At 73.7% G+C, this 20862-nt stretch carries 15 protein-coding genes and 1 pseudogene; 4 read left to right on the top strand and 12 right to left on the bottom strand.

Going from position 1 to position 20862, the window contains the following annotated elements:
- Window positions 1-91: 91 nt before the first annotated feature.
- From ACNAVT_RS04850 to pcaF, 7 genes are all read right to left on the bottom strand, one after another.
- Window positions 92-859 (bottom strand): 3-oxoacyl-ACP reductase, encoded by a 768-nt coding sequence (locus tag ACNAVT_RS04850; RefSeq protein ID WP_416293186.1) that lies wholly within the window; start codon window positions 857-859, stop codon window positions 92-94.
- Window positions 860-864: 5 nt separating this feature from the next.
- Window positions 865-2220, bottom strand: a complete 1356-nt coding sequence (locus ACNAVT_RS04845) for an aldehyde dehydrogenase family protein (RefSeq protein WP_416293184.1) — start codon at window positions 2218-2220, stop codon at window positions 865-867.
- 28 nt (window positions 2221-2248) lie between these two features.
- Window positions 2249-3613: a glutamine synthetase family protein gene (locus tag ACNAVT_RS04840; RefSeq protein ID WP_416293182.1), complete on the bottom strand. Its 1365-nt coding sequence runs from the start codon at window positions 3611-3613 to the stop codon at window positions 2249-2251.
- Window positions 3614-3677: 64 nt separating this feature from the next.
- Entirely contained in the window at window positions 3678-4481 is an 804-nt protein-coding gene (locus ACNAVT_RS04835) for a FadR/GntR family transcriptional regulator (RefSeq protein ID WP_416293180.1), read from the bottom strand.
- A gap of 64 nt (window positions 4482-4545) precedes the next feature.
- A complete protein-coding gene (locus ACNAVT_RS04830; protein WP_416293178.1) occupies window positions 4546-6123 on the bottom strand; it encodes an amino acid permease in 1578 nt (525 codons plus the stop codon).
- Window positions 6124-6473: 350 nt separating this feature from the next.
- Window positions 6474-6974 (bottom strand): DUF456 domain-containing protein, encoded by a 501-nt coding sequence (locus ACNAVT_RS04825; protein WP_416293176.1) that lies wholly within the window; start codon window positions 6972-6974, stop codon window positions 6474-6476.
- A 167-nt stretch (window positions 6975-7141) separates the two neighbouring features.
- Window positions 7142-8347, bottom strand: coding sequence for a 3-oxoadipyl-CoA thiolase (gene pcaF / locus ACNAVT_RS04820; protein ID WP_416293174.1), 1206 nt, complete (start codon window positions 8345-8347; stop codon window positions 7142-7144).
- Window positions 8348-8456: 109 nt separating this feature from the next.
- Between pcaF and ACNAVT_RS04815 the strand changes: the two are divergent.
- The 4 genes and pseudogenes from ACNAVT_RS04815 to ACNAVT_RS04800 all read left to right on the top strand — a co-directional run bounded on the left by ACNAVT_RS04815 (window position 8457) and on the right by ACNAVT_RS04800 (window position 12695).
- Window positions 8457-9493: pseudogene (locus ACNAVT_RS04815) on the top strand (glutathione S-transferase family protein).
- Window positions 9472-10035, top strand: coding sequence for a DUF998 domain-containing protein (locus tag ACNAVT_RS04810; protein ID WP_416293172.1), 564 nt, complete (start codon window positions 9472-9474; stop codon window positions 10033-10035). The pseudogene ACNAVT_RS04815 and the gene ACNAVT_RS04810 overlap by 22 nt, the downstream one beginning before the upstream one ends.
- A 238-nt stretch (window positions 10036-10273) precedes the next feature.
- Window positions 10274-11566: a dicarboxylate/amino acid:cation symporter gene (locus ACNAVT_RS04805; protein ID WP_416293576.1), complete on the top strand. Its 1293-nt coding sequence runs from the start codon at window positions 10274-10276 to the stop codon at window positions 11564-11566.
- A gap of 61 nt (window positions 11567-11627) precedes the next feature.
- Window positions 11628-12695 carry an NADH:flavin oxidoreductase/NADH oxidase gene (locus tag ACNAVT_RS04800; protein ID WP_416293170.1) on the top strand — a complete coding sequence of 356 codons (1068 nt, stop codon included), beginning with the start codon at window positions 11628-11630 and terminating at the stop codon, window positions 12693-12695.
- Window positions 12696-12766: 71 nt separating this feature from the next.
- Here the strand turns inward: ACNAVT_RS04800 and ACNAVT_RS04795 are convergent, their stop codons facing one another.
- From ACNAVT_RS04795 to ACNAVT_RS04775, 5 genes are all read right to left on the bottom strand, one after another.
- On the bottom strand, window positions 12767-16261 hold the full coding sequence (locus tag ACNAVT_RS04795; protein ID WP_416293169.1) for an ATP-binding cassette domain-containing protein: 3495 nt from the start codon (window positions 16259-16261) through the stop codon (window positions 12767-12769).
- 102 nt (window positions 16262-16363) lie between these two features.
- Window positions 16364-16957, bottom strand: a complete 594-nt coding sequence (locus tag ACNAVT_RS04790; RefSeq protein WP_416293168.1) for a TetR/AcrR family transcriptional regulator — start codon at window positions 16955-16957, stop codon at window positions 16364-16366.
- 10 nt (window positions 16958-16967) lie between these two features.
- Window positions 16968-19118, bottom strand: coding sequence for a YhgE/Pip family protein (locus ACNAVT_RS04785; protein ID WP_416293167.1), 2151 nt, complete (start codon window positions 19116-19118; stop codon window positions 16968-16970).
- A complete protein-coding gene (locus ACNAVT_RS04780; protein WP_416293165.1) occupies window positions 19115-19864 on the bottom strand; it encodes an ATP-binding cassette domain-containing protein in 750 nt (249 codons plus the stop codon). Before ACNAVT_RS04780 ends, ACNAVT_RS04785 begins: the two co-directional genes overlap by 4 nt.
- Before the next feature lie 119 nt (window positions 19865-19983).
- A complete protein-coding gene (locus ACNAVT_RS04775; protein WP_416293163.1) occupies window positions 19984-20823 on the bottom strand; it encodes a GNAT family N-acetyltransferase in 840 nt (279 codons plus the stop codon).
- Window positions 20824-20862 lie beyond the last annotated feature (39 nt).

Raw genomic sequence — 20862 nt, 5'->3', positions numbered from 1 at the left:
CGGGGCTCGCAGGCCCGGCTCACTCCTCGCGCTCACCGGACCAGCTCCGTTCGCGACTGCGGGGCTCGCAGGCCCGGCTCACTCCTCGCGCTCACAGTGGTGTCACGTACGCGCCGGTGATGCCACCGTCCACCACGAACTGCGCGGCGGTCATGAACGAGGCGTCGTCGCTGGCCAGGAACGCCACCGCGGCGGCGATCTCCTCGGGGTTGCCGAACCGGCCCATCGGCACGTGCACCAGCCGGCGGGCGGCCCGCTCGGGGTCCTTGGCGAACAGCTCCAGCAGCAGCGGCGTGGCGACCGGGCCGGGGCAGAGCGCGTTGACCCGGATCCCCTCCCGGGCGAACTGCACGCCCAGCTCCCGGGTCATCGCCAGCACCCCACCCTTGCTCGCCGTGTACGCGATCTGCGAGGTCGCCGCCCCCATCAACGCGACGAACGAGGCGGTGTTGATGATCGAACCCTTCCCCTCGCGGCGCATGTGCGGGATGGCGTACTTGCAGCACAGATAGACGCTGGTGGTGTTGACCCGCAGCACCCGCTCCCAGGCGTCCAGCCCGGTCTCCAGGATGGAGTCGTCGTCCGGCGGCGAGATGCCCGCGTTGTTGAACGCCACGTCGACCCGACCGTGCCGCTCGACCACCCCGTCGAAGAGGTCCCGGACCGAGGCTTCGTCGGCCACGTCGCAGGCCACGAACTCGCCGCCGACCTCGTCGGCGGCCCGCTTGCCCGCCTCGGCGTCGATGTCGACGCAGACCACCCGAGCCCCCTCGGCGGCGAAGCGCCGCACGGTGGCCAGCCCGATCCCGCTGCCCGCCCCGGTCACCACGGTGACCCGGTCCTGAAGCCGCTCCTGCACTGCGGTCACTCCTCTGTCGAGATGAACACGTTCTTGACGTCGGTGAAGGCGTGCAGTGCGTCGGGACCCAGCTCCCGGCCGAGGCCGGAGCGCTTCATTCCGCCGAACGGGGTCCAGTAGCGCACCGACGAGTGCGAGTTGACGCTGAGGTTGCCGGACTCCACCGCCCGGGCCACCCGGACCGCCCGACCCACGTCCCGCGTCCAGATCGAGCCGGACAGGCCGTAGTCGGTGTCGTTGGCCAGCCGGATCGCGTCGGCCTCGTCGTCGAACGGGAGCACGGAGACCACCGGGCCGAAGATCTCCTCGCGCCAGTGGCGGTCGGCCGGGGAGTCGGTGAGCAGCACCGCCGGGGCGTACCAGAAGCCGGGGCCGTCGGGGCGGGAGCCGGTGAAGGCCACCTTCGCCCCGTCGACGTACCCGGCGACCCGGTCCCGGTGCCCGGCGGAGATCAGCGGACCCATCTCGGCGGTCTCGGCGGCCGGGTCCTCGACCCGGAATCCGTGCACGGCCGGTTCGAGGAGTTCCAGGAAGCGGTCGTACACCGGGCGCTGGACCAGGATCCGGGAGCGGGCGCAGCAGTCCTGCCCGGCGTTGTCGAAGACCGCGTACGGCGCGGTGGCCGCCGCCTTCTCGAGGTCGGCGTCGGCGAAGACCAGGTTCGCCGACTTCCCGCCCAGCTCCAGGGTCACCCGCTTCACCTGGGCCGCGCAGCCGGCCATGATCCGGGTGCCCACCTCGGTGGAGCCGGTGAAGCAGACCTTGCGTACCGCCGGGTGGGTGACGAACCGCTCCCCGACCACACTCCCCTTGCCGGGCAGCACGGTGAACACGCCCTCCGGCAGCCCCGCGTCGAGGGCCAGCTCGGCCAGGCGCAGCGCGGTCAGCGGGGTCAGCTCGGCGGGTTTGAGCACGACGGTGTTGCCGGCGGCGAGCGCCGGGGCGAAGCCCCAGCCGGCGATCGGCATCGGGAAGTTCCACGGCACGATCACGCCGACCACGCCGAGTGGCTCGTGGAAGGTGACGTCCAGCCCGCCCGGCACCGGAATCTGCCGCCCGGTCAGTCGTTCCGGCGCGCCGGCGTAGTAGTCGAGCACGTCCCGGACGTTCCCGGCCTCCCACCGGGCGTTGCCGATGGTGTGCCCGGAGTTGCGCACCTCCAGCAGCGCCAACTCCTCGATGTGCGCGTCGACGACCTGGGCGAACCGCCGCAACATCCGGCCCCGGTCCCCCGGCGCCACCTTCCGCCACATCTCGTACGCCGCGCCAGCCCGCCCGATCGCCGCATCGACCTCGGCCACGGAGCTGCCGGCCACCTCCCGCAGCACCACCCCCGTCGCCGGGTTCACCACCTCGGTCACGTGCCCTCCTCCTGGACGTACGGGCGGGTCAGAGGCGTTCGAAGCCACGGGTCAGTTCCCAGTCGGTGACGGCGGCGTCGAAGGCGGCCAGCTCGACGCGGGCCTGGTTGGCGTAGTGGGCGACCACCTCGGCGCCGAAGGCGTCCTTGGCGACGGTGGACGATTCCCAGAGGGTGAGGGCGTCGCGGAGGGTGCCGGGGACCTGCTCCGCGCCCGTGTCGTCGTACGCGTTGCCGGTGCACTCCTCGCCCAGCTCCAGCTCCCGCTCGATGCCGTACACCGCGCCCGCCACCAGCGCGGCGATCGCCAGGTACGGGTTGACGTCCGCGCCGGGCGCACGGTTCTCCACCCGCAGGCCGGGCCCGTGCCCGACCAGCCGCAGCGCGCAGGTGCGGTTGTCGGTGCCCCAGCGCAGCGCGGTCGGGGCGAACGAGCCCGGCTGGTAGCGCTTGTACGAGTTGACGTTCGGGGCGGAGAAGAGGCTGAACTCGCGCATGGTGGCGAGCAGCCCGCCCAGCACCCGCTGCCCGGTCACGCTCAGGTGGGCCGGGCCGTCCCCGAGCAGCGCCGGCCGGCCGTCGGCGTCGCGCAGCGAGAAGTGGATGTGGCAGGAGTTGCCCTCGCGCGCGTTCGGCTTGGCCATGAAGGTGATCGACATGCCCTCCTGGGCGGCGATCTCCTTCGCCCCGTTCTTGTAGACGACGTGGTGGTCGGCGCAGGCCAGCGCCTCGTCGTAGCGGAAGGCGATCTCGTGCTGGCCGAGGTTGCACTCGCCCTTGGCGCTCTCCGGGGTCAGCCCGGCCCCCGCCATCTCGGTGCGGATCCGGCGCAGCAGCGGCTCCACCCGGGCGGTGCCGAGCAGCGAGTAGTCGACGTTGTACTGGTTCGCCGGGGTCAGGTCGCGGTAGCCGCGCCGCCACGCCTCCTCGTACGAGTCCCGGAACAGCACGAACTCCAGCTCGGTGCCGGCGTACGCGGTCAGCCCGTGCCCGGCCAGCCGGTCGAGCTGCCGGCGCAGGATCTGCCGGGGCGAGGCGACCACCGGGCCGGAGCCGTCCAGCCACTCCAGGTCGGCCAGGAGCATGGCGCTGCCCGGCTGCCACGGCACCCGGCGCAGGGTGCTCAGGTCGGGCGTCATCGCGAAGTCGCCGTAGCCGCGTTCCCAGCTCGACATCGCGTACCCGTCGACGGTGTTCATCTCGACGTCGCAGGCGAGCAGGTAGTTGCAGCCCTCGCTGCCGTGCGCGACCACCTCGTCGAGGAAGAAGGGAGCGTGGAACCGTTTGCCCTGGAGCCGGCCCTGCATGTCGGCGAGGGCCAGCACCACCGTGTCGATCTCGCCGTCGGCGACCGCGACCCGAAGTTGTTCCAACGTGAGCGGGGCTTTCCTCATCGGCGCGCCTCCATGGGAAAGGTCTACTACCGAACCTTTGAATCCGTCAATGGGCGACTCTGACTTACCCGAGCAGGCCGCGCAGCAACTCCGCCGTGGCGTCGCAGTGCTCCTCCATCACCAACCGTGCGCCGTTCGGGTCGCCGGCCAGGATGGCGTCGACGATCCGGGTGTGCTGGGCGTCGGAGTGGTCGAGGTTCCGGGGGATCACCGGGATCGCCGCGAGGAGCCGGTCGAGGGTCAACTGCACGTCGGCGACGGCGGCGGCCAACGACGGGGAGCCGCTGGCCGCGGCGATCGCCAGGTGCAACCGGGAGTCGGCGACCCGCCGGTTGACCGGATCACGGTCGCGGGAGGCGGCCAGGGCGCCGACCAGGTGCTGCCGCTCGACCGCCGGCAGGCTGCGGTTGGCGGCCAGGGCAGCCGCACCCGACTCCAGCACCCGCCGGAAGTCGAGCGCGTCGGGCAGCCGGTCGCCCATCTCGCGGGCCAGTTCCCCCGCGTCCGGGCGCCCGCCGGGGCCGGGTGCGGGCAGCGCCGCCCGGACGAAGGTCCCACCGGTTCGCCCGCGGCGGGACTCGAGATAGCCGGCCTCGCGCAGCGCCGCTATCGCCTCCCGCAGGGTCACCCGGCTGACCTGCAGCCGCTCGGCCAGCTCCCGCTCGGCGGGCAGCCGCTCGCCGACCCGGACCAGGCCCAGCTTGATCGCCTGGACGAGTCGGGCCACGGTGATCTCGAAGGCGTTGCCGCCGCGGACCGGGCGCCACACCGGGAAGGACGGTGCGGCGTCCGGCATCGATGCCCCGTCACCGCTCGGCCCCCGAGCGGCGGCGCCGCCCGACTCGGCAGTCCCGGCATCGATCGACATCGGCCGTCCCTTCCCTTCCGCACGGGTGACGGGCGCCCGTCGGGGCACCCGCCACCCGGGCAACCTACTCGGTGGCCGACTCGACGCCCGGCTCCGTGACGGGCTCGGCGCCCGTCGCCGGCCTGGGGATCACCGGATCCGGCACGTTGTGGCGAGGGCCGGTGAACCAGCGCCGGGCGCTGAGCACCCACCAGAGCCAGGCAGCACCGAGCACGACGCCGACCGCGACGATGGTGTAGTTGAACGTGCTGGCGGTGATGGGGCTGCCCGTCGGCAGCACGAACAGGACGCAGATGATCGCGACCCAGACGACGGCGATCCACCCGACCGGCGCGCTCCACCGACCCAGGTTCCACGTACCGACCTGGAAGTCCGGCGTGCGTCGGCGCAGGAAGACCGGGGCCACGTAGGCGATGTAGAGACCGATCACCGCGATGGAGGTGGCCGCCAGGTAGGCGGTGGTGTTCCAGAGCGAGGGCAGGACGAGCAGGCTGGAGCAGGTGACGCAGAGCCAGATCGAGTTGGTCGGCGTGCCCGTACGCGGGTTGACCCGCTTCCAGATCGCGGAGCCGGGCAGTGCACCGTCCCGGCTGAACGCGTAGGCCATCCGGGAGTTGGCCGTGACCGACGCCATGCCGCAGAAGAACTGGGCGACCACGCAGATGAAGAGCAGGAACGTGCCGAGATCGTGCCCCACCGCGTCGATGAAGATCTGCGCCGGGGGCAGGCCCAGCGCGGTCGTCCGCTCGGCATCGTAGTCCTGGATGGACCAGGTGATGGCGAACAGGAGCACGAAGCCGGCGATGACCGAGACCACGACCGACATCACGATGCCGCGGGGCGCGGAGCGGGCCGCGTCATGGGTCTCCTCCGCCACGTGGGCGCTGGCGTCGTAGCCCGTGTAGGTGTATTGCGCCATCAGGAGTCCGATGAGCACCGCGTACCCGGCCGCGCCGGCGAAGGTGAAGCCCGTCTCGTTGCGCACCTCGAAGAAGACCTCGGAGAGGGGCTTGTGTTGGTCCGGCACGAACGCGAGGGCGATGACGATGACCGCGACGCCGGCGAGGTGCCACCAGGCGCTGACGTCCGAGAGCAGCCGCACGAGGTTGACGCCGAAGGTGTTGAGCAGGCCGTGCGCGATGATGATCACCAGGAAGATCAGGAAGGTGCGTCCGGCGGTCACCTCCATGTCGAAGGCGAGGCTCAGGAAGGCGGAGGTGGTGATGGCCGCGCCAAAGTCGATCGCGGCGGTCACCGCCACCTCACCCAGGAAGTTGAACCAGCCGACGAACCACGCCCAGACCGCCTTGTTCCGCTTGGCGAGCGCGGCGGCCCACCAGTAGAGGGCCCCGGCGGTGGGATAGACCGAGCAGATCTCGGCCATCGCCAGCGCGACGAAGATCACCATGCCGCCGACGAAGAGCCAGCCCAGGGTGATCGCCAGCGGGCCGCCCGCCGTCATCGCGATGCCGTACGACGTGATCGCGCCGGCCAGGATCGAGATGATGGAGAACGAGACCGCGAAGTTGGAAAAGCCGGACAACTTGCGGCGCAGCTCCTGCTTGTATCCCAGCTGCGCGAGCCGTTCCTCGTCCGAGACCGGGGAAGGCGGGGGTACTCCGTCCTCAATCGTTGAGCTCATCGGTGTCTCCCTTGGACAGGGGTGGAGACTGTGACCTGCGTCACCGCCTGACGGGATGATGAGCCCGCACCCTCATCGAGGTCAATGGAGGTCGACCGAAAATTCGGCCAGAACCAGACCATTAACCGATGCCCGCGCCGCGCCCCCTCGCACCTGGTGGCGAAATGCGTTGCCGCACCGGTGCCGCCGGCCGCATCCTTGAACCAGTGACCAGGCCCGATCGCGACGGGCCCACGCCGGGCACTCGGCAACGCCCGGCCCGCGACGGCGCGGGGCGTCCACCTCTCTCTCACTCGGACGGCGATCCGCCGTACCCTCCGGACGCCCCGCGCCGCCGCCCGCACGCCTGCTCAGGCGACCAGCAGGCCGGCGACCCAGAGCGCGGCGATCACCAGGCCGGCCAGGAGCTCGACCAGAATGGACAGCCCCACCGCCTTCAGCGCCTGGACCGTGGCGGGCCAGGCGAGACGGTTGCCCCCGAGCCGCAGCCGTTCCGCGCCCCACACCCCGGCGACGAACCCGAGCACCAGCCCGACCACCGGGATGACGAAGAACCCGATCAGCCCGAGCGCGGCCCCGGCCAGCAGCGACGAGGTGGGCACCCCGGCCCGCTTCAGGTTGCGCCCCGGCCACAGGTACTTGACGACCTCGCCGCCGACGGCGACCACGGTGGCGGCGGCGAGCACCGCCCAGCGGCCGGGGCCGGCGCCGCCGAAGAGCGCCCAGACCAGCACCCCGCCCCAGCACAGCGGCAGCGCCGGGAGCCCGGGCACCACCACCCCGGCCAGCCCGGCCAGGATCGCCAGGCCGGCCACCACCGAGACCAGCGCCTGGGTGTCGCCCGGGCTCATGTCGCCTCCTCCCGGCCGGCCAGCCGGCGGGGATCTGCTCTCCTCGCCACTCTATGCGCAGGCGCCCGGATGCGGGGAATCCACTTCGGACGGCCGGCCGGCGGACCACCGAGGCCGGCGGCCCACCGAGGCCGGCGGCCCACCGGGACCGGCGGACCGCCCCGAGGTCAGCCGGCCGACTCCAGCAGCAGCGAGATGCCCTGGCCGACGCCGATGCACATGGTGGCGAGGGCCCGCCGGCCGCCCCGGCGGCGCAGCTCCAGCGCGGCGGTCAGCGCCAGCCGGGCACCGCTGGCGCCGAGCGGGTGGCCGAGGGCGATCGCGCCGCCGTTCGGGTTGACGTGCTCGGCGTCCTCGGGCAGCCCCAGCTCGCGCAGCACCGCCACGGACTGGGCGGCGAACGCCTCGTTCAGCTCGATCACGTCGAGGTCGGCCAGGCCGAGGCCGTACCGGTCGAGCAGCTTGCGGGTGGCCGGGACCGGGCCGACGCCCATGATCCGCGGCGGTACGCCGGCCGCCGCCGCGCCGGTCACCCGGGCGAGCGGCGTGAGGTCGTACCGCGCGACGGCCGCCTCGGAGGCGACCAGCAGGGCCACCGCGCCGTCGTTGACGCCGGAGGAGTTGCCGGCGGTCACCGTGCCGCCCTCCCGGAACGGGGTGGGCAGCGCGGCGAGCTTCTCCAGCGAGGTCTCCCGGGGGTGCTCGTCGACGTCGACCAGCTTCGTCTCGCGCTTGCCGGCCGGCACGGTGACCGGCACGATCTCCTCGGCCAGCCGGCCGTCGGCCTGGGCCTTGGCGGCGCGCTGCTGCGAGCGGAACGCGAACTCGTCCTGCGCCGCGCGGTCGACGCCGTACTCGGCGGCGACGTTCTCCGCCGTCTCCGGCATCGAGTCGATCCCCCAGCCCTTCTTCATCAGGGGGTTGACCAGCCGCCAGCCGATGGTGGTGTCGTACACCTCCGCGGTGCGGGCGAACGCGGTGGTCGCCTTCGGCATCACGAACGGCGCCCGGCTCATGCTCTCCACCCCGCCGGCGACCACCAGGTCGGCCTCCCCGGCGACGATGGAGCGGGCGGCGGTGGCGAGGGCGTCCAGGCCGGAGCCGCAGAGCCGGTTGACCGTGCTGCCGGGCACCTCCTCGGGCAGCCCGCCGAGCAGCGCCGCCATCCGGGCCACGTTGCGGTTGTCCTCGCCGGCCTGGTTGGCGCAGCCGAGGATCACGTCGTCGGTGCGGGCCCAGTCCACGGCCGGGTGGCGGGCGACCAGCTCGCGGATCACGTGCGCGGCCAGGTCGTCGGGGCGTACCCCGGCGAGGGCGCCGGCGTAGCGGCCGATCGGGGTGCGGACTCCGGCCACGAGGTATGCCACGGTCATCGTGCTGCGTCCTTCGGGGGTGGGAAGGGGCTGGCGGGGGTGCGTCGCCCGGGGTCCCGGGGTCGTCCGGCGCCAGGATATCCGCGCCCGGAACGGATAGGTTGGCGGCATGGCCCGGGCCCAGTTCAGCGCAGAGACCGCCGGCAGCGGCGCGTTCGTCCGCCAGCCCAACCGGTTCACCGGTCGGGTCACCCCGCACTCGACCTCGCCGGAGGGCGGCGGCCCCGACGAGCAGGACCGTTGGCCGCTGGAGGCCGGCCGGTACCGGTTGATCTGGTGCCGGGCCTGCCCGTGGGCCCACCGGGCCCGGATCGTGCGCACCCTACTCGGGCTGGAGGACGTGATCTCGCTGGGCACGGTCGACCCGATCCGGGACGAGCGGGGCTGGCGGTTCACCCTCGACCAGGACGGCTTCGACCCGGAGCTGGGGATCAGCTTCCTGTCCGAGGCGTACCTGGCGACCGACCCGGACTACTCCGGGCGGGTGACCGTGCCGGCCCTGGTCGACACCCGCACGGGGCGGGTGGTGACCAACGACTATCCGCAGCTCACCCTGGACCTGATCACCGAATGGCGGCGGTTCCACAAGCCCGGCGCGCCGGACCTCTACCCCGTCGAGCTGCGCCCGGAGATGGACGCGCTGATGGCGGAGATCCACCGGGACGTCAACAACGGGGTCTACCGGTGCGGCTTCGCCACCTCGCAGCAGGCGTACGACGAGGCGTACACCGCGCTCTTCGCTCGGCTGGACGCGCTGTCGGAGCGGCTGGCCGGGCGCCGCTACCTCATGGGCGACCAGATCACCGAGGCCGACGTGCGGCTGTTCACCACGCTGGTCCGCTTCGACGTGGCGTACCACGGGCACTTCAAGTGCAACCGGCAGAAGCTCACCGAGATGCCGGTGCTCTGGGCGTACGCCCGGGACCTGTTCCAGACCCCGGGCTTCGGGGAGACGGTGGACTTCGACCACATCAAGCGGCACTACTACGCCACCCACGAGATGATCAATCCAACCCGGATCGTGCCGCTGGGTCCGGACCTCTCGGGCTGGACCACGCCGCACGGGCGTGGCTGATCCCGGCGTCGCCCGGGCCGTCGCCGCATCCGCCGCCGCCGGCTGCGTCGTGGCCGGCGCGGTCGCGGTGACGGTCGCCGTGGTCGCCGGTCCCGGTCCGGGTTTGACCGGGTACGTCAGCGAGGCCGGCGTGACCGACAGCGGGTACGCCGGGGCGTACCGGATCGGGGTGTTCGCGCTTGCGGCGGGGCTGCTGCTGCTCGCGGCGGCGCTGCTCCCGGCGCTGGAGGCGGCGGCGGCGCTGCTCGCCGTCGCCGGTGGCTGCACGGTGCTCTCCGGTGCGGTGACCTGCAGCGACGGCTGCCCGCTGCCGCCGTTCGAGGCGACCACCGTGGCAGACCTGGTGCATGGCGGGGCGAGCGTGGCGGGCACCGCCGCGGTGGTCTTCGCGATGCTGGTCCTGGCCGTCTCCCCGGCGGCCGACCGGCAGCTACGCCGGGTCGCCAGGGTCGGTGCGGCGCTGGCGCTGCCGCTCGCCGCGGCGATCGGGCTGGCCATGCTGATCGTGGGGCGCGGCAGCCTGGTGGGGGTGCTGGAGCGGCTGCTGCTGGCGGTGGCCGCCGCCTGGGGCGTGGCCACGGCGGCCAGCCTGGGCCTGCGTCGACGATCGTGACGAACGGGTCACCGTGCCATGAACCGTGCCTGTAAGGATCGTCACGCCTATCAGTCCTTCCACCTGTGAACCCGCTGGGCGTATCGTCAGCGGGCGATGACCAACGTCTGGAACCTCACCGTGCGCCTGTACGTCGACCTCCGACGGCAGGCCAGCGGCATCTGTCCGGCGCAGCCACTCTCCTGACGCTGCCCCGTTCCCTCCACCAGACCTTGGACGCATCCTCATGGCTTCCGCCCTGCGCAAGATCCCCTTTTCCCTGCAGATCCTGCTCGGCCTCGTGCTCGGCGTGGCGCTCGGCTTCCTCGCCCGCGCCAACGACGTCGCCTGGCTGACCAGCACCCTCGACACCGTCGGCCACCTGTTCGTCCAGCTCCTCAAGCTGGCCGTGCCGCCGCTGGTCTTCACCGCCATCGTGGTCAGCGTGGTCAGCCTGCGCGGCGTGGCCAACGCCGCCCGGCTGGCGCTGAAGACGCTGCTCTGGTTCGGCATCACCGCGCTGATCGCGGTGAGCCTCGGCATCGGCCTCGGCCTGCTCACCAACCCGGGTCGCGGCGTGACACTCGACCTGGCCGGCGCCGCCGCGCCGAAGAAGACCGGCTCCTGGACCGACTTCCTCACCGGCATCGTGCCGACCAACCCGGTCGGCGCGTTCGTGGAGGGCAACGTCCTCCAGATCGTCTTCCTCGCCCTGGTGGTGGGCGCCGCCGCGATGCTGATCGGCGAGGCCGCCGAGCCGTTCGTGGCGCTCAACCGCTCGCTGCTGGCCATCGTGCAGAAGGCGCTCTGGTGGGTCATCCGGCTCGCCCCGATCGGCACACTCGGCCTGATCGGCAACGCCGTCGCCTCGTACGGCTGGGACCTGCTGGCCCCGCTCGCCAAGTTCACCACCGCCGTCTACGTCGGCTGCGCGATCGTGCTCTTCGTGGTCTACCCGCTGCTGCTGGTGGCCGCGGGCCGGCTCAACCCGCTGCGCTTCTTCGCCGGCGCCTGGCCGGCCATCGAGCTGGCCTTCGTCTCCCGCTCCTCGGTGGGCACCATGCCGGTGACCCAGCGCTCGGTCGAGCGGCTCGGCGTCCCCCGCGAGTACGCCTCCTTCGCCGTGCCGTTCGGCGCCACCACGAAGATGGACGGCTGCGCCGCCATCTACCCGGCCCTGGCGGCGATCTTCGTCGCCCAGGTCTTCGGGGTGCACCTGGGCGTCACCGACTACCTGCTGATCGCCTTCGTCTCGGTGGTCGGCTCGGCCGCCACGGCCGGCCTGACCGGCGCGATCGTGATGCTCACCCTGACCCTGAGCACGCTGGGCCTGCCGCTGGCCGGCGTCGGCCTGCTGCTGGCGATCGACCCGATCCTGGACATGATCCGCACCGCCACCAACGTGGCCGGCCAGGCCCTCGTCCCGACCATCGTCGCCGCCCGCGAGGGCACCCTCGACCGGGCCGCGTACGACTCGGCCGGCAAGCGCGACCTGGTGGACGCGGACGAGGCCGAGCGCCCTGCGGAGCGGCTCGCCCCCGTCCCCGCCTGACCCACCTGATCGAGAGGGGCCCCACCCGGGGCCCCTCTCCGTGTCGTTGGAGGATCACGACATGAGTGCCCTGTTCACCCCGCTCACCCTGCGCGGCGTCACCCTGCCCAACCGGATCGCCCTCGCCCCGATGTGCCAGTACAGCGCCGGCCCGGACGGCCTGCCCACCGACTGGCACCACGTCCACCTCGGCTCCCGCGCGGTCGGCGGGGCCGGGCTGGTCATCACCGAGGCCACCGCGGTGGTCCCCGAGGGGCGGATCAGCCCGCAGGACACCGGGCTCTGGTCAGGCGCGCACGTCGACGCGTGGCGGCCGATCACCGCGTTCGTCGCCGCACAGGGCGCGGTGCCGGCCGTGCAGCTCGCGCATGCCGGATTCAAGGCGTCGACCTTCCGGCCGTGGGCCGAGCACCGGGGCGGCGTACCGGACGCCGAGGGCGGCTGGACGCCCGTCGGCCCCGGCAGCGAGCCGTTCCTGCCGGACTACCGGCGGCCGACCGCACTGGACGAGGCCGGGATCGCCGCGCTGATCGAGGCGTTCGCCACCGCCGCCGGGCGGGCGCTCGACGCCGGCTTCGGCGCGGTGGAGATCCACGCCGCGCACGGCTACCTGCTGCACGAGTTCCTCTCCCCGCTGACCAACCACCGCACCGACGCCTACGGTGGCGACCGGGCCGGCCGGATGCGGCTCGCCCTGGAGGTGGCCCGGGCGGTCCGCGCCGCGGTCGGCGAGTCGGTGCCCGTGCTGACCCGGATCTCCGCCACCGACTGGGTGGCCGGCGGCTGGACCGTCGAGGACAGCGTGGTGCTCGCCGGCGAGCTGACCGCCGCCGGCGTGGACCTGGTGGACGCCTCCTCCGGCGGCGCCTCGGCCGCGGCGAGCATCCCGGTCGGCCCCGGCTACCAGGTGCCCCTGGCCGCGCGGATCCGCCGCGACACGGGCGTGTTGACCGGCGCGGTCGGCCTGATCGTCGAGCCGGAGCAGGCCGAGCAGATCGTCGCCGGCGGCGAGGCCGACCTGGTGCTGCTCGGCCGGGAGCTGTTGCGCGACCCGTACTGGCCGCGCCGCGCCGCCGCCAAGCTCGGCGCCGAACCCCACTGGCCGAACCAGTACGTCCGCGCCTTCTGACCTCGACCCGTTTCCGCGACGTGGCGGGTCCCCGCGTTCGGGACACCGCCACGTCGCGCATCCGGAGCCGGTCAGCCCGCCAGGTGCCCCCAGCGATCCTCCAGGTCGCGCCAGGGCCCCTGGGCCGCCACCGCCCCGTCGACCAGCACCACCACGTGGTCCGCCCGGACCAGCGCGGCCCGCTTGGAGGTCGACCCGACCACCGTCACCCCGTGCTCGCGCAGTGCCGCCCAGAGCGCCAGTTCGGTGGTGACGTCCAGCGCGGACGACACGTCGTCGGCGACCAGCAGCTCGGTACGCGGCGCCAGCGCCCGGGCCAGCGCCAGCCGCTGGAGCTGCCCGCCGGAGAGCCGGGTGCCCTTGTGCCCGATGAGCAGCCCGAGCCCACCCCCGGCGGCGGCCAGGTCGTGGTCGAGCTGGGCGGTCGACACCGCGCCGGCCGCGTCGACCTGGTGCCCGAGCGCGATGTTGTCGGCCACCGTCCCGGAGAGCACCCGGGGCAGCTGCCCGACGTAGCCGACCTGGTTGGGGCGGAGGAACAGTTCCGGCTCGCTGACCGGTTCGCCGTTCCAGCGCAGCGTCCCGGTGTGGTGGACGATCCCGGCGAGCGCCCGCAGCAGCGAGGACTTGCCGGCGCCGACCGGCCCGACCACCAGCACCAGCTGTCCCCGGTCGACGGCGAGGTCGACGTCCCGGACGGCGAGGACGCCGTCGGAGTGCAGCGCGCCGAACCCGGCCAGCTCCAACCTTCGCAGCGGGTGCCGCGGCGGCGGCTCCGGCGCCGGGGCCGCCCCGGTGGCCAGGTCCACCCCGGGGACCTCCGCCGAATACGTGGCGACCCCGGTCATCGCCACGGTCCGCCGGGTCCACACCCGCGCCGACGGGTAGTGCGAGACCAGCGACGCGGTGGTCCAGGCGAACCAGCGGGCCGCGCCGAGCGTGGAGACCGCCACCAGGGTGGCCCCGGCGGAGAGCCCACCGGCCAGATAGAGCGCCCATGCCCCGATCGGCAGCAGCCCGCTGGCCAGCGACGGGGTGGACCGCGCCCACACCTGCATGGCGATCTCCCGCCGCTGCCGGTCGCTACGGACGGTGTCCAGCTTCGCGAGGTGGTCCAGCACCGGTCGGGTGGCGCCGGCGAGCTTCACCGTACGGGCGGCGGAGAGCGAGGAGACCAGCGCGGTGGCGAAGGCGGCCCGGGCCTTGACGGTGCCGCCGGCGGTGCGTTCGAGCCGGGGCGCGAACAGCGTCGCGGCCAGCCCGGAGACCACCATCGTCCCGGCGAAGAACAGCGCGGGTACGAAGCTGCCGGTCACCAGCGTCATGGTGATCACGATGGCCAGCGAGATGAACTGGTCCATCAGGTTGTCGGCGAGCTGCACCACCCGTTCGGTGTCGCCGCCCTGGGCCACCACCTCGGCGGGGGTGTGCCCGCTGACCCGCCGGGCCCCGGTCTGCCCGTGCACCAGGCGCTGGCTGATCCGCAGCATCTGCCGGATCCACCACTGCGGAAACCAGAGGTTGGTCAGGTAGGGCAGCGGCAGCACGACCAGCAGCGCGGCCACGATGCCGAGTGCCGGCAGCCACGGGTCTCCCCCGCCGACCACCTCGGCCCAGAGCCAGGGCAGCACCGCGCCGTCCAGCCCGAGCAGGGTCATCACGATGAACAGCCCGACGGAGACCAGGCCGTACCGCGGGTCGTTGGTGCCCAGCCGCAGGATCTCCCGCAGGGTCCGCGTGCGCGGCGCGGCGGGCATCGGCGGCGGGTCGGTCCGCGGCGCGGGGACCTGGCACGGGACGGGGGCCGGGGAGGTCGGCTCCACCGGCTCGTCGGCCCACGCGTCGCCCGGCCCCTCCAGCAGCTCCACCCCGCCGTGCCGGCCGGCACCGGCGTACGCGCTGGCATGGCTGGTCGCGAGCAGTTCGGCGAAGCGGGCCGACTCGCGCAGCGGGCCGGCCTCCAGCACCGCGCCGTCGGCCATCACCACGACCTCGTCGCAGCGGTGCACCGAGGAGAGCCGGTGCGCGATGACGATGCCGATGCGGTCGGTGAGCAGCCGTTCGGTGGCCTGGCGTACCCGGGTCTCGGTGACCGGGTCGAGCCGGGCGGTGGCCTCGTCGAGGATCACCACGTGCGGGTCCCGGACCAGGATCCGGGCGAACGCCACGAGCTGTTCCTGCCCGGCGGAGAGCACGTGCCCGCCCTCACCCAGCTTGGTGTGCACCCCGTCGGGAAGTTCGGCGATCCAGCCGGCCAGCCCCAGCTCCTCCAGTGCCCGGGTGGCGTCGTCGAGCAGGGCGGGGTCGAAGAGGGCGACGTTCTCGGCGAGGGTGCCGGCCAGGATCTCGGTGCGCTGGGGCACCACCGCGATCCACCGCCGCAGCGCCTCCACGTCCAGGTCGGCCAGGTCGGTGTCGCCGAGGAAGACCGTGCCGCTCGGCAGGTCCACCGCCCGGGTGAGCACCTTGGCCAGGGTCGACTTGCCCGACCCGGTCCGCCCGACCAGGGCGTACGACCGGCCCCGGGCGAAGGTGAGCCGGATGTCGCGCAGCGCCGGCCCGCGGTCGTCCCCGGCGGCGGGGTAGCGGAAGGTGAGCCCGCGGACGGTCAGGTCCCCGTCGACCGGGGCGACGCCGCCGACGGGTTCCTGCCGGGCGGCGGCGAGCAGTTGCACCCGGGCCCACGCGCCCAGCGCGTACTGCAGGTGCGGCACCCAGCGGGCGATGTGCTCGACGGTCGCGCCGAAGGCGAGGGCGAGCAGCCAGATCGCGGTGAGCCGGGCGCCGTCCACCCGGCCGGCGGCGAGCGCCCACGCCCCGGCGAGGACCACGGCCGCGATGCCACCCCGGATGCCGCCGGCGGCGATGGCGGTGACCCGGGCGGACATCCGGAACACCCGGCCGCCCCGGGCGATCACCTCGGCGGCCCGGCGGGCGTAGAGGCGCAGCACGTACGGCCGGGCCAGGCTGGTGCGTACGTCGTCCTGCCCGTGCACCGCCTCCTCCATCACGGCGGCCAGGTCGGACCAGGCCTCCTCCTCGGCCATCCGGGCCGGGGCGATCCGGGCGGTGGGGCGGCGCAGCAGCACGCCGAGCAGGGCGGTCAGCAGGACCATCCCGACGCCGGCCGGCCACCAGACGAACAGCGCGCTGACCGTGGCGAGCAGGCAGACGGCGAGCCCCTGGACGACCCGTACTCCGGTGTTCCGCATCTCGGCGGCGACCTGGTAGACATCGTTGTCGATCCGGTCGAGCAGCTCGCCGACCGGGGTGGTCTCCAGGGTGGGCAGGTCCTGCCCGAGCGCCACCTGGCACAGCCGTCGCCGCACGTCCGCGGACCAGTCGGCGGTGAGGCCGGCCATCAGCAGCCCGATCACCAGGTCGGTGACCACGGCGGCGACCAACGCCACGGCCAGGGCGGCGAACCAGCCGACCGACCGGTGCACCAGCACCGGGCCGGCCAGCGCCGAGGCGGCGGCCTGACCGCCGGCGCCGAGCAGGATGAGCAGGAGGACGACCACCATCCGACGCGGTGCGGTGGCCCAGAGATCGCGGAGCAGGCGCATGGAAAGTCCTCCGGACTCGGGTCGGTGGGGGCGGTGCCCCCAGCCTCGCCCGTCCGGCCCGGACAACTCAACGCATTTTCGCCGCCGGCAGACATCCCCGGCTCAGGTCTGGGCGACCCGGCGGACGATCCCGAGCAGGGACTCCTGCACCTCCTCGATCGGCCGGTCCGGCTGGAAGACCAGCCAGTCCACCGCCACCACCAGGCCGACGCCGAACAGCGCCGAGCTGGCCGTCCGGACGTCCAGGTCGGCGGGGAGATCGCCGCCGGCCACGCCGGCCCGTACGGTTTCCGCGATCACCTCGATCGCCTCGCCGCGCAGCAGCCGCAGGGTCTGCTGCCACTCCCGGTTGGTCCGCCACATCTCGGAGAGCAGGAGCTGGGCGAACGCCCGGTAGCGGCAGATGTACTCCAGCTCGGCGCGGACCAGCGCAGCGAGCGCCTCACGGGGCGGCAGCCCGGCGACCGCGGCACGGAACTCGGCGGTGAGCAGGCCGATACCGTGCCGCAGCAGCTCCTCGAAGAGGACCGTCTTGGACTCGAAGTTGTAGTAGACGGTCCCCTTCGCCACCCCGGCCCGGGCGGCGATGTCGTCCACGGTGGTGGCGGAGAAGCCCTGCTCGGCGATCAGCTCGACCGCCGCCACGAAGAGGCGCTGGCGGGTGTCCTCCCGCCGGCGCGACCGTCCGTCCGTCACTCGCCCATCCTCACATGGTCAGTTCGGGGTGCAGCTTGGCCGGGGTGAGCCGGCGGGACCGGCGCGCCGCGCCGATGGTGAGCGCCAGCGCGCCCACCCCGAAGCCGACGAGCACCAGCGCCCCGGTGACCACCGGTCCGGCCGGGCCGCCGTTGATGGTGTGCCGCAGGCCGGACACCACGTACGTCATCGGCAGCCAGGGGTGGATCGCCTGGAAGAAACCGGGCGAGGTCTGCACCGGGTAGGTGCCGCCGGAGGAGGTGAGCTGGAGCATCAGCAGGGCCAGCGCGGCGAGCCGGCCGGCCGGGCCGAGCGCCACGCCGAGCAGCTGCATGATCGCGGTGAACGCCAGCGAGGCCAGCGAGAGCAGGCCCAGCGTCGCCAGCTCGTGCCTGGGGTCGAGACCGAGCACCAGGGTGACCACGGTGAACAGCACCCCGGCCTGGGCCAGGCCGATCGCGGCGGCCGGCAGCCAGCCGGCGAGCACGACCCGCCGGCCGGGCGCGCCGGACATCACGTGCCGCCGGTTGACCGGCCGCAGCAGCATGTACGTGATCATCGCGCCGACCCAGAGCGCCAGCGCCAGGAAATACGGGGCGAAGCCCACGCCGTACGACCCGGCCGGGTTGTGCGCGGAGCGGATCAGGCCGACCGGGTCGCCGAGGATGCCGGAGCGGCTGTCCGTGTCGTGGTATCCGGGCAGCTTCTTCGCCCCGGCGGCGAGCCCGTCCGCCAGGTCGCCGGCCCCGCTCTCCAGCTTGGTCAGTCCGTCGGCGAGCCGGTCGCTACCGGCGCTGAGCTGGGCCAGGCCGCCGTCGAGCTGGCGGGCGCCGGTGGCGAGGCGATAGAGCCCACCGCGGAGCTGGTCGGCGCCGCTCGTGGCGTCGCCGAGGCCGTCGCGGAGCTTGGCGCTGCCGTCGGCGAGCGAGCTGAGCCCGGCGGCGAGCTGGTCGACCTTGGTGCGGGCGGCGGCGACGTCGTCGGCGAGGCGCGGAGCGGCGGCGGCGACCTCCCGGGCGGTCTGCGCGACCTCGGTCATCTTCTTCTTGAGCGTGGCCAGGTCGGTCCGGTCGAGTGTGGTGGCGATGGCCCGGGCCGTGGTGGCCGCCCGGTCGGCGGCCTGCCGGGCGGCGACGAGGCTCGGGTCGTCGGCCAGCTCGGGGTGGGCCCGCACCACCGCGTCGAGGCGGTCGCGGACCTCCTCCGCCTGGGTCACCACCTGGTCCGCCCGGTCCGGTAATGCGTCGATGCCGTCGGCGAGCGCCTGCGCGCCCTCGGCGACCGCGGTGGCGGCGCGCTGAATGTCGGCCGCGTTCTGCCGGAGCAACGGCTCGTACCGGTCGGCGGCGGCGTCCACCGTGGCCGCGGCGGCCCGGGTCTCGGTGGCCGCGCGGCTGGTGCCGTCGGCGAGCTGGGCCGCGCCGGCGTAGAGCTGGTCGAGTCCGTTGGCCAGCTTGTCCGCGCCCTGGACGGACTGGTCGAGGCCGCTCGCAAGCTGCCCCGCGCCGTCCCCGGCGGTGCCCAGCCCGTCGGCGAGCTTCCCGGCGCCATCCTCCGACGCGCCGAGCCCGTCGTGGAGCTTTCCGGCCCCGTCGGCGGCCCGGCCCGTCTCGGCCTTGGCGTCGGTGAAGCCGATCAGCATCTTGTCGAAGTACGACGCGGCGGTGCTCTCCGCGGCGGCAGCCCGGATCTCGCTGAAGGCGGAGCGGGCGAGCAGCCCGGAGAGGTAGTTGGTGGCGTCGTCGTTGACCACCTTCAGTTCGCCCCGGCGGGCCGGCTGGTCCGGCTCCGGGCCGGCCACCAGGGCGGCGGAGAAGTCCGCCGGGATGGCGAAGACCAGGTGGTAGCGGCCGTCGCGCAGGCCCTCGGTGGCGTCGGTCTGGTCGGTCACCGTCCAGCCGAAGACCTTGCGGGCCAGCAGCTCGTCGGTGAGGTCCCGGCCGGCGTGCACCTCGGTGCCGTCGCCGGCCGACGCCGGCCGGTCTTCGTCGACCAGGGCGACCGGGATCCGGTCGAGGTTCCCGTACGGATCCCAGAAGGCGTAGAGGTAGAGGGCGCCGTAGAGCAGCGGGATGACGGTGAGGACGGCGAGCGCGGCGCGCGGCAGCCGACCCCGGGTCATCCGGCGCAGCTCGAACAGCGCGAGTCGGACGACGCTCACGCGGTCACCTCGGAGTTTTGTTCGTGGGTCGCCGCACGGGGCGCGGCGAGCGTGGCGGTCGGGGGCGCGGCCGGCTCGGTACGGGTGGGCAGCGCCGGGTCGCCGATCCGGTGCACGATCGCCGTGGTGCCCGGCTCGACCGCGCGGGCGGTGGCGATCACCGCGTATCCCTGGTCGGCGAGGCGGCCCAGGGCGGTCCATACCCGTTCCCGCTCGGGGGCGTCGGAGCCGGCGTCCACGTCGTCCGCGACGATCAGGTTCGGGCCGCTCAGGCTGGCCAGCACCAGGCCGAGCATCTGCCGTTCGACGGGGGTGAGGTCACGGCCGTACCGGTCGGGGTCGAGCGGGGTCCCGGTGAAGCCGGCACCGGCGATCGCGGCGGCGAAGGCGTCCCGGCGGTACGCCCGCCGCGCCCGCACCGCGGCGACCGGGACGAGCTGCCGCCGGCGACGCGGTACCGGCCCGAGCAGCAGCAGCCGCTCCTGGATGTGCTCGGCCACGGTCAGCGTCGGGTCGGGCTCGTGCACCCCGGCGACCTGCCCGAGCGCGGCAGGTCCCCGGCGGCGCAGCTCTCCCTCGGTGTGCGGGAAGCGCCCGGCCAGGGCGAGCAGCAGCGAGGTACGCCCGCTGCCGGGCGGGCCGGTGATCGCGTGCAGTTCCCCTGCCTCGGCGGTGAGGTCGACACCCCGGTAGACCCAGCCGCGGCGGGTGCGCAGCCCCAGTCCGCCGGCCTCGACGATCTTCATCGTCCCATCCACAAAATTAGACCGACCAGTCAGTACAAAAACATGGCCAGCATAACGACGGCTGTCCGGTTCGACGCAATGCGGCGGGACGTGATTCCGGCCATGCCGCCGGGAGCGGCTCAGAACAGAACGGTGGCGAGCGTGCCGACCGGGCGGAAGCCGCAGCGCTCGTAGACCCGCCGGGCGGGCAGGTTGAAGTCGTTGACATAGAGGCTGACGGTCGGGGCGACCCGGATCAGGGCGTCCCGCACCACCGCCGCCATCGCCGCGGTGGCGATCCCGCGGCCACGCCACTCCGGCGCGACCCAGACCCCCTGCACCTGGGCGGTCCGCCTGGTCACCACGGCCAGCTCCGCCTTGAAGATCACCTTGCCGTCCACGAACCGGGCGTAGGCCCGGCCCGTGCGGACCAGGTCGGCCACCCGCCGCCGATAGCCGCGGCCGCCGTCCTCGGCCAGCGGCGAGACCCCGACCTCCTCGGTGTACATCGCCACCGCCGCCGGGAAGAGCCGGTCGACCTCACCGCCGCGCACCCGGCGGACCTCCGGGTCGGCCGCCACGGGGGGCAGGGCGTCCGTGGCCAGCAAGGGCTGGTTGGGGCGTACGTCCCGGGCCGGCCCCCAGTAGGCGGAGAGGCGATCCCAGAGACCGAGCACCGCGTCGGCCCGCCCGACGATCGAGGAGCAGAGCCGCTCCTCGGTGCTCAACTGGTCGGCGAAGGCCGCCACCGCCGGTTCCGAGGCGAGCACCGGAGTCAGGTTGCCGCCCAGCCAGCAGATCGACTCCAGGTTGCGCCGGGCGCCGTAGCCCAGGATCCGCCCCTCGGCCCGCCACCAGGCCAGACCACGGGCGGCCACCCGCTCCGCGACCTGCGCGCCGGCGAACGGGTCGAGGTCGAGCAGCCGTTCGACCGCACGGCGCTCCGACTCCCCCAGTTGGCGTACCGGCACCGTGAGCACGGATACCAGCCTGCCAGATACGGACCGTGGCGCGCGGGC

This window comes from Micromonospora sp. SL4-19 (assembly GCF_047921475.1).
In the GTDB taxonomy this organism is placed as follows: Bacteria; Actinomycetota; Actinomycetes; order Mycobacteriales; family Micromonosporaceae; genus Micromonospora.
The sequence above is the reverse complement of the archived record's forward strand: the minus strand, read 5'-3'. Positions and strand labels throughout refer to the sequence as shown.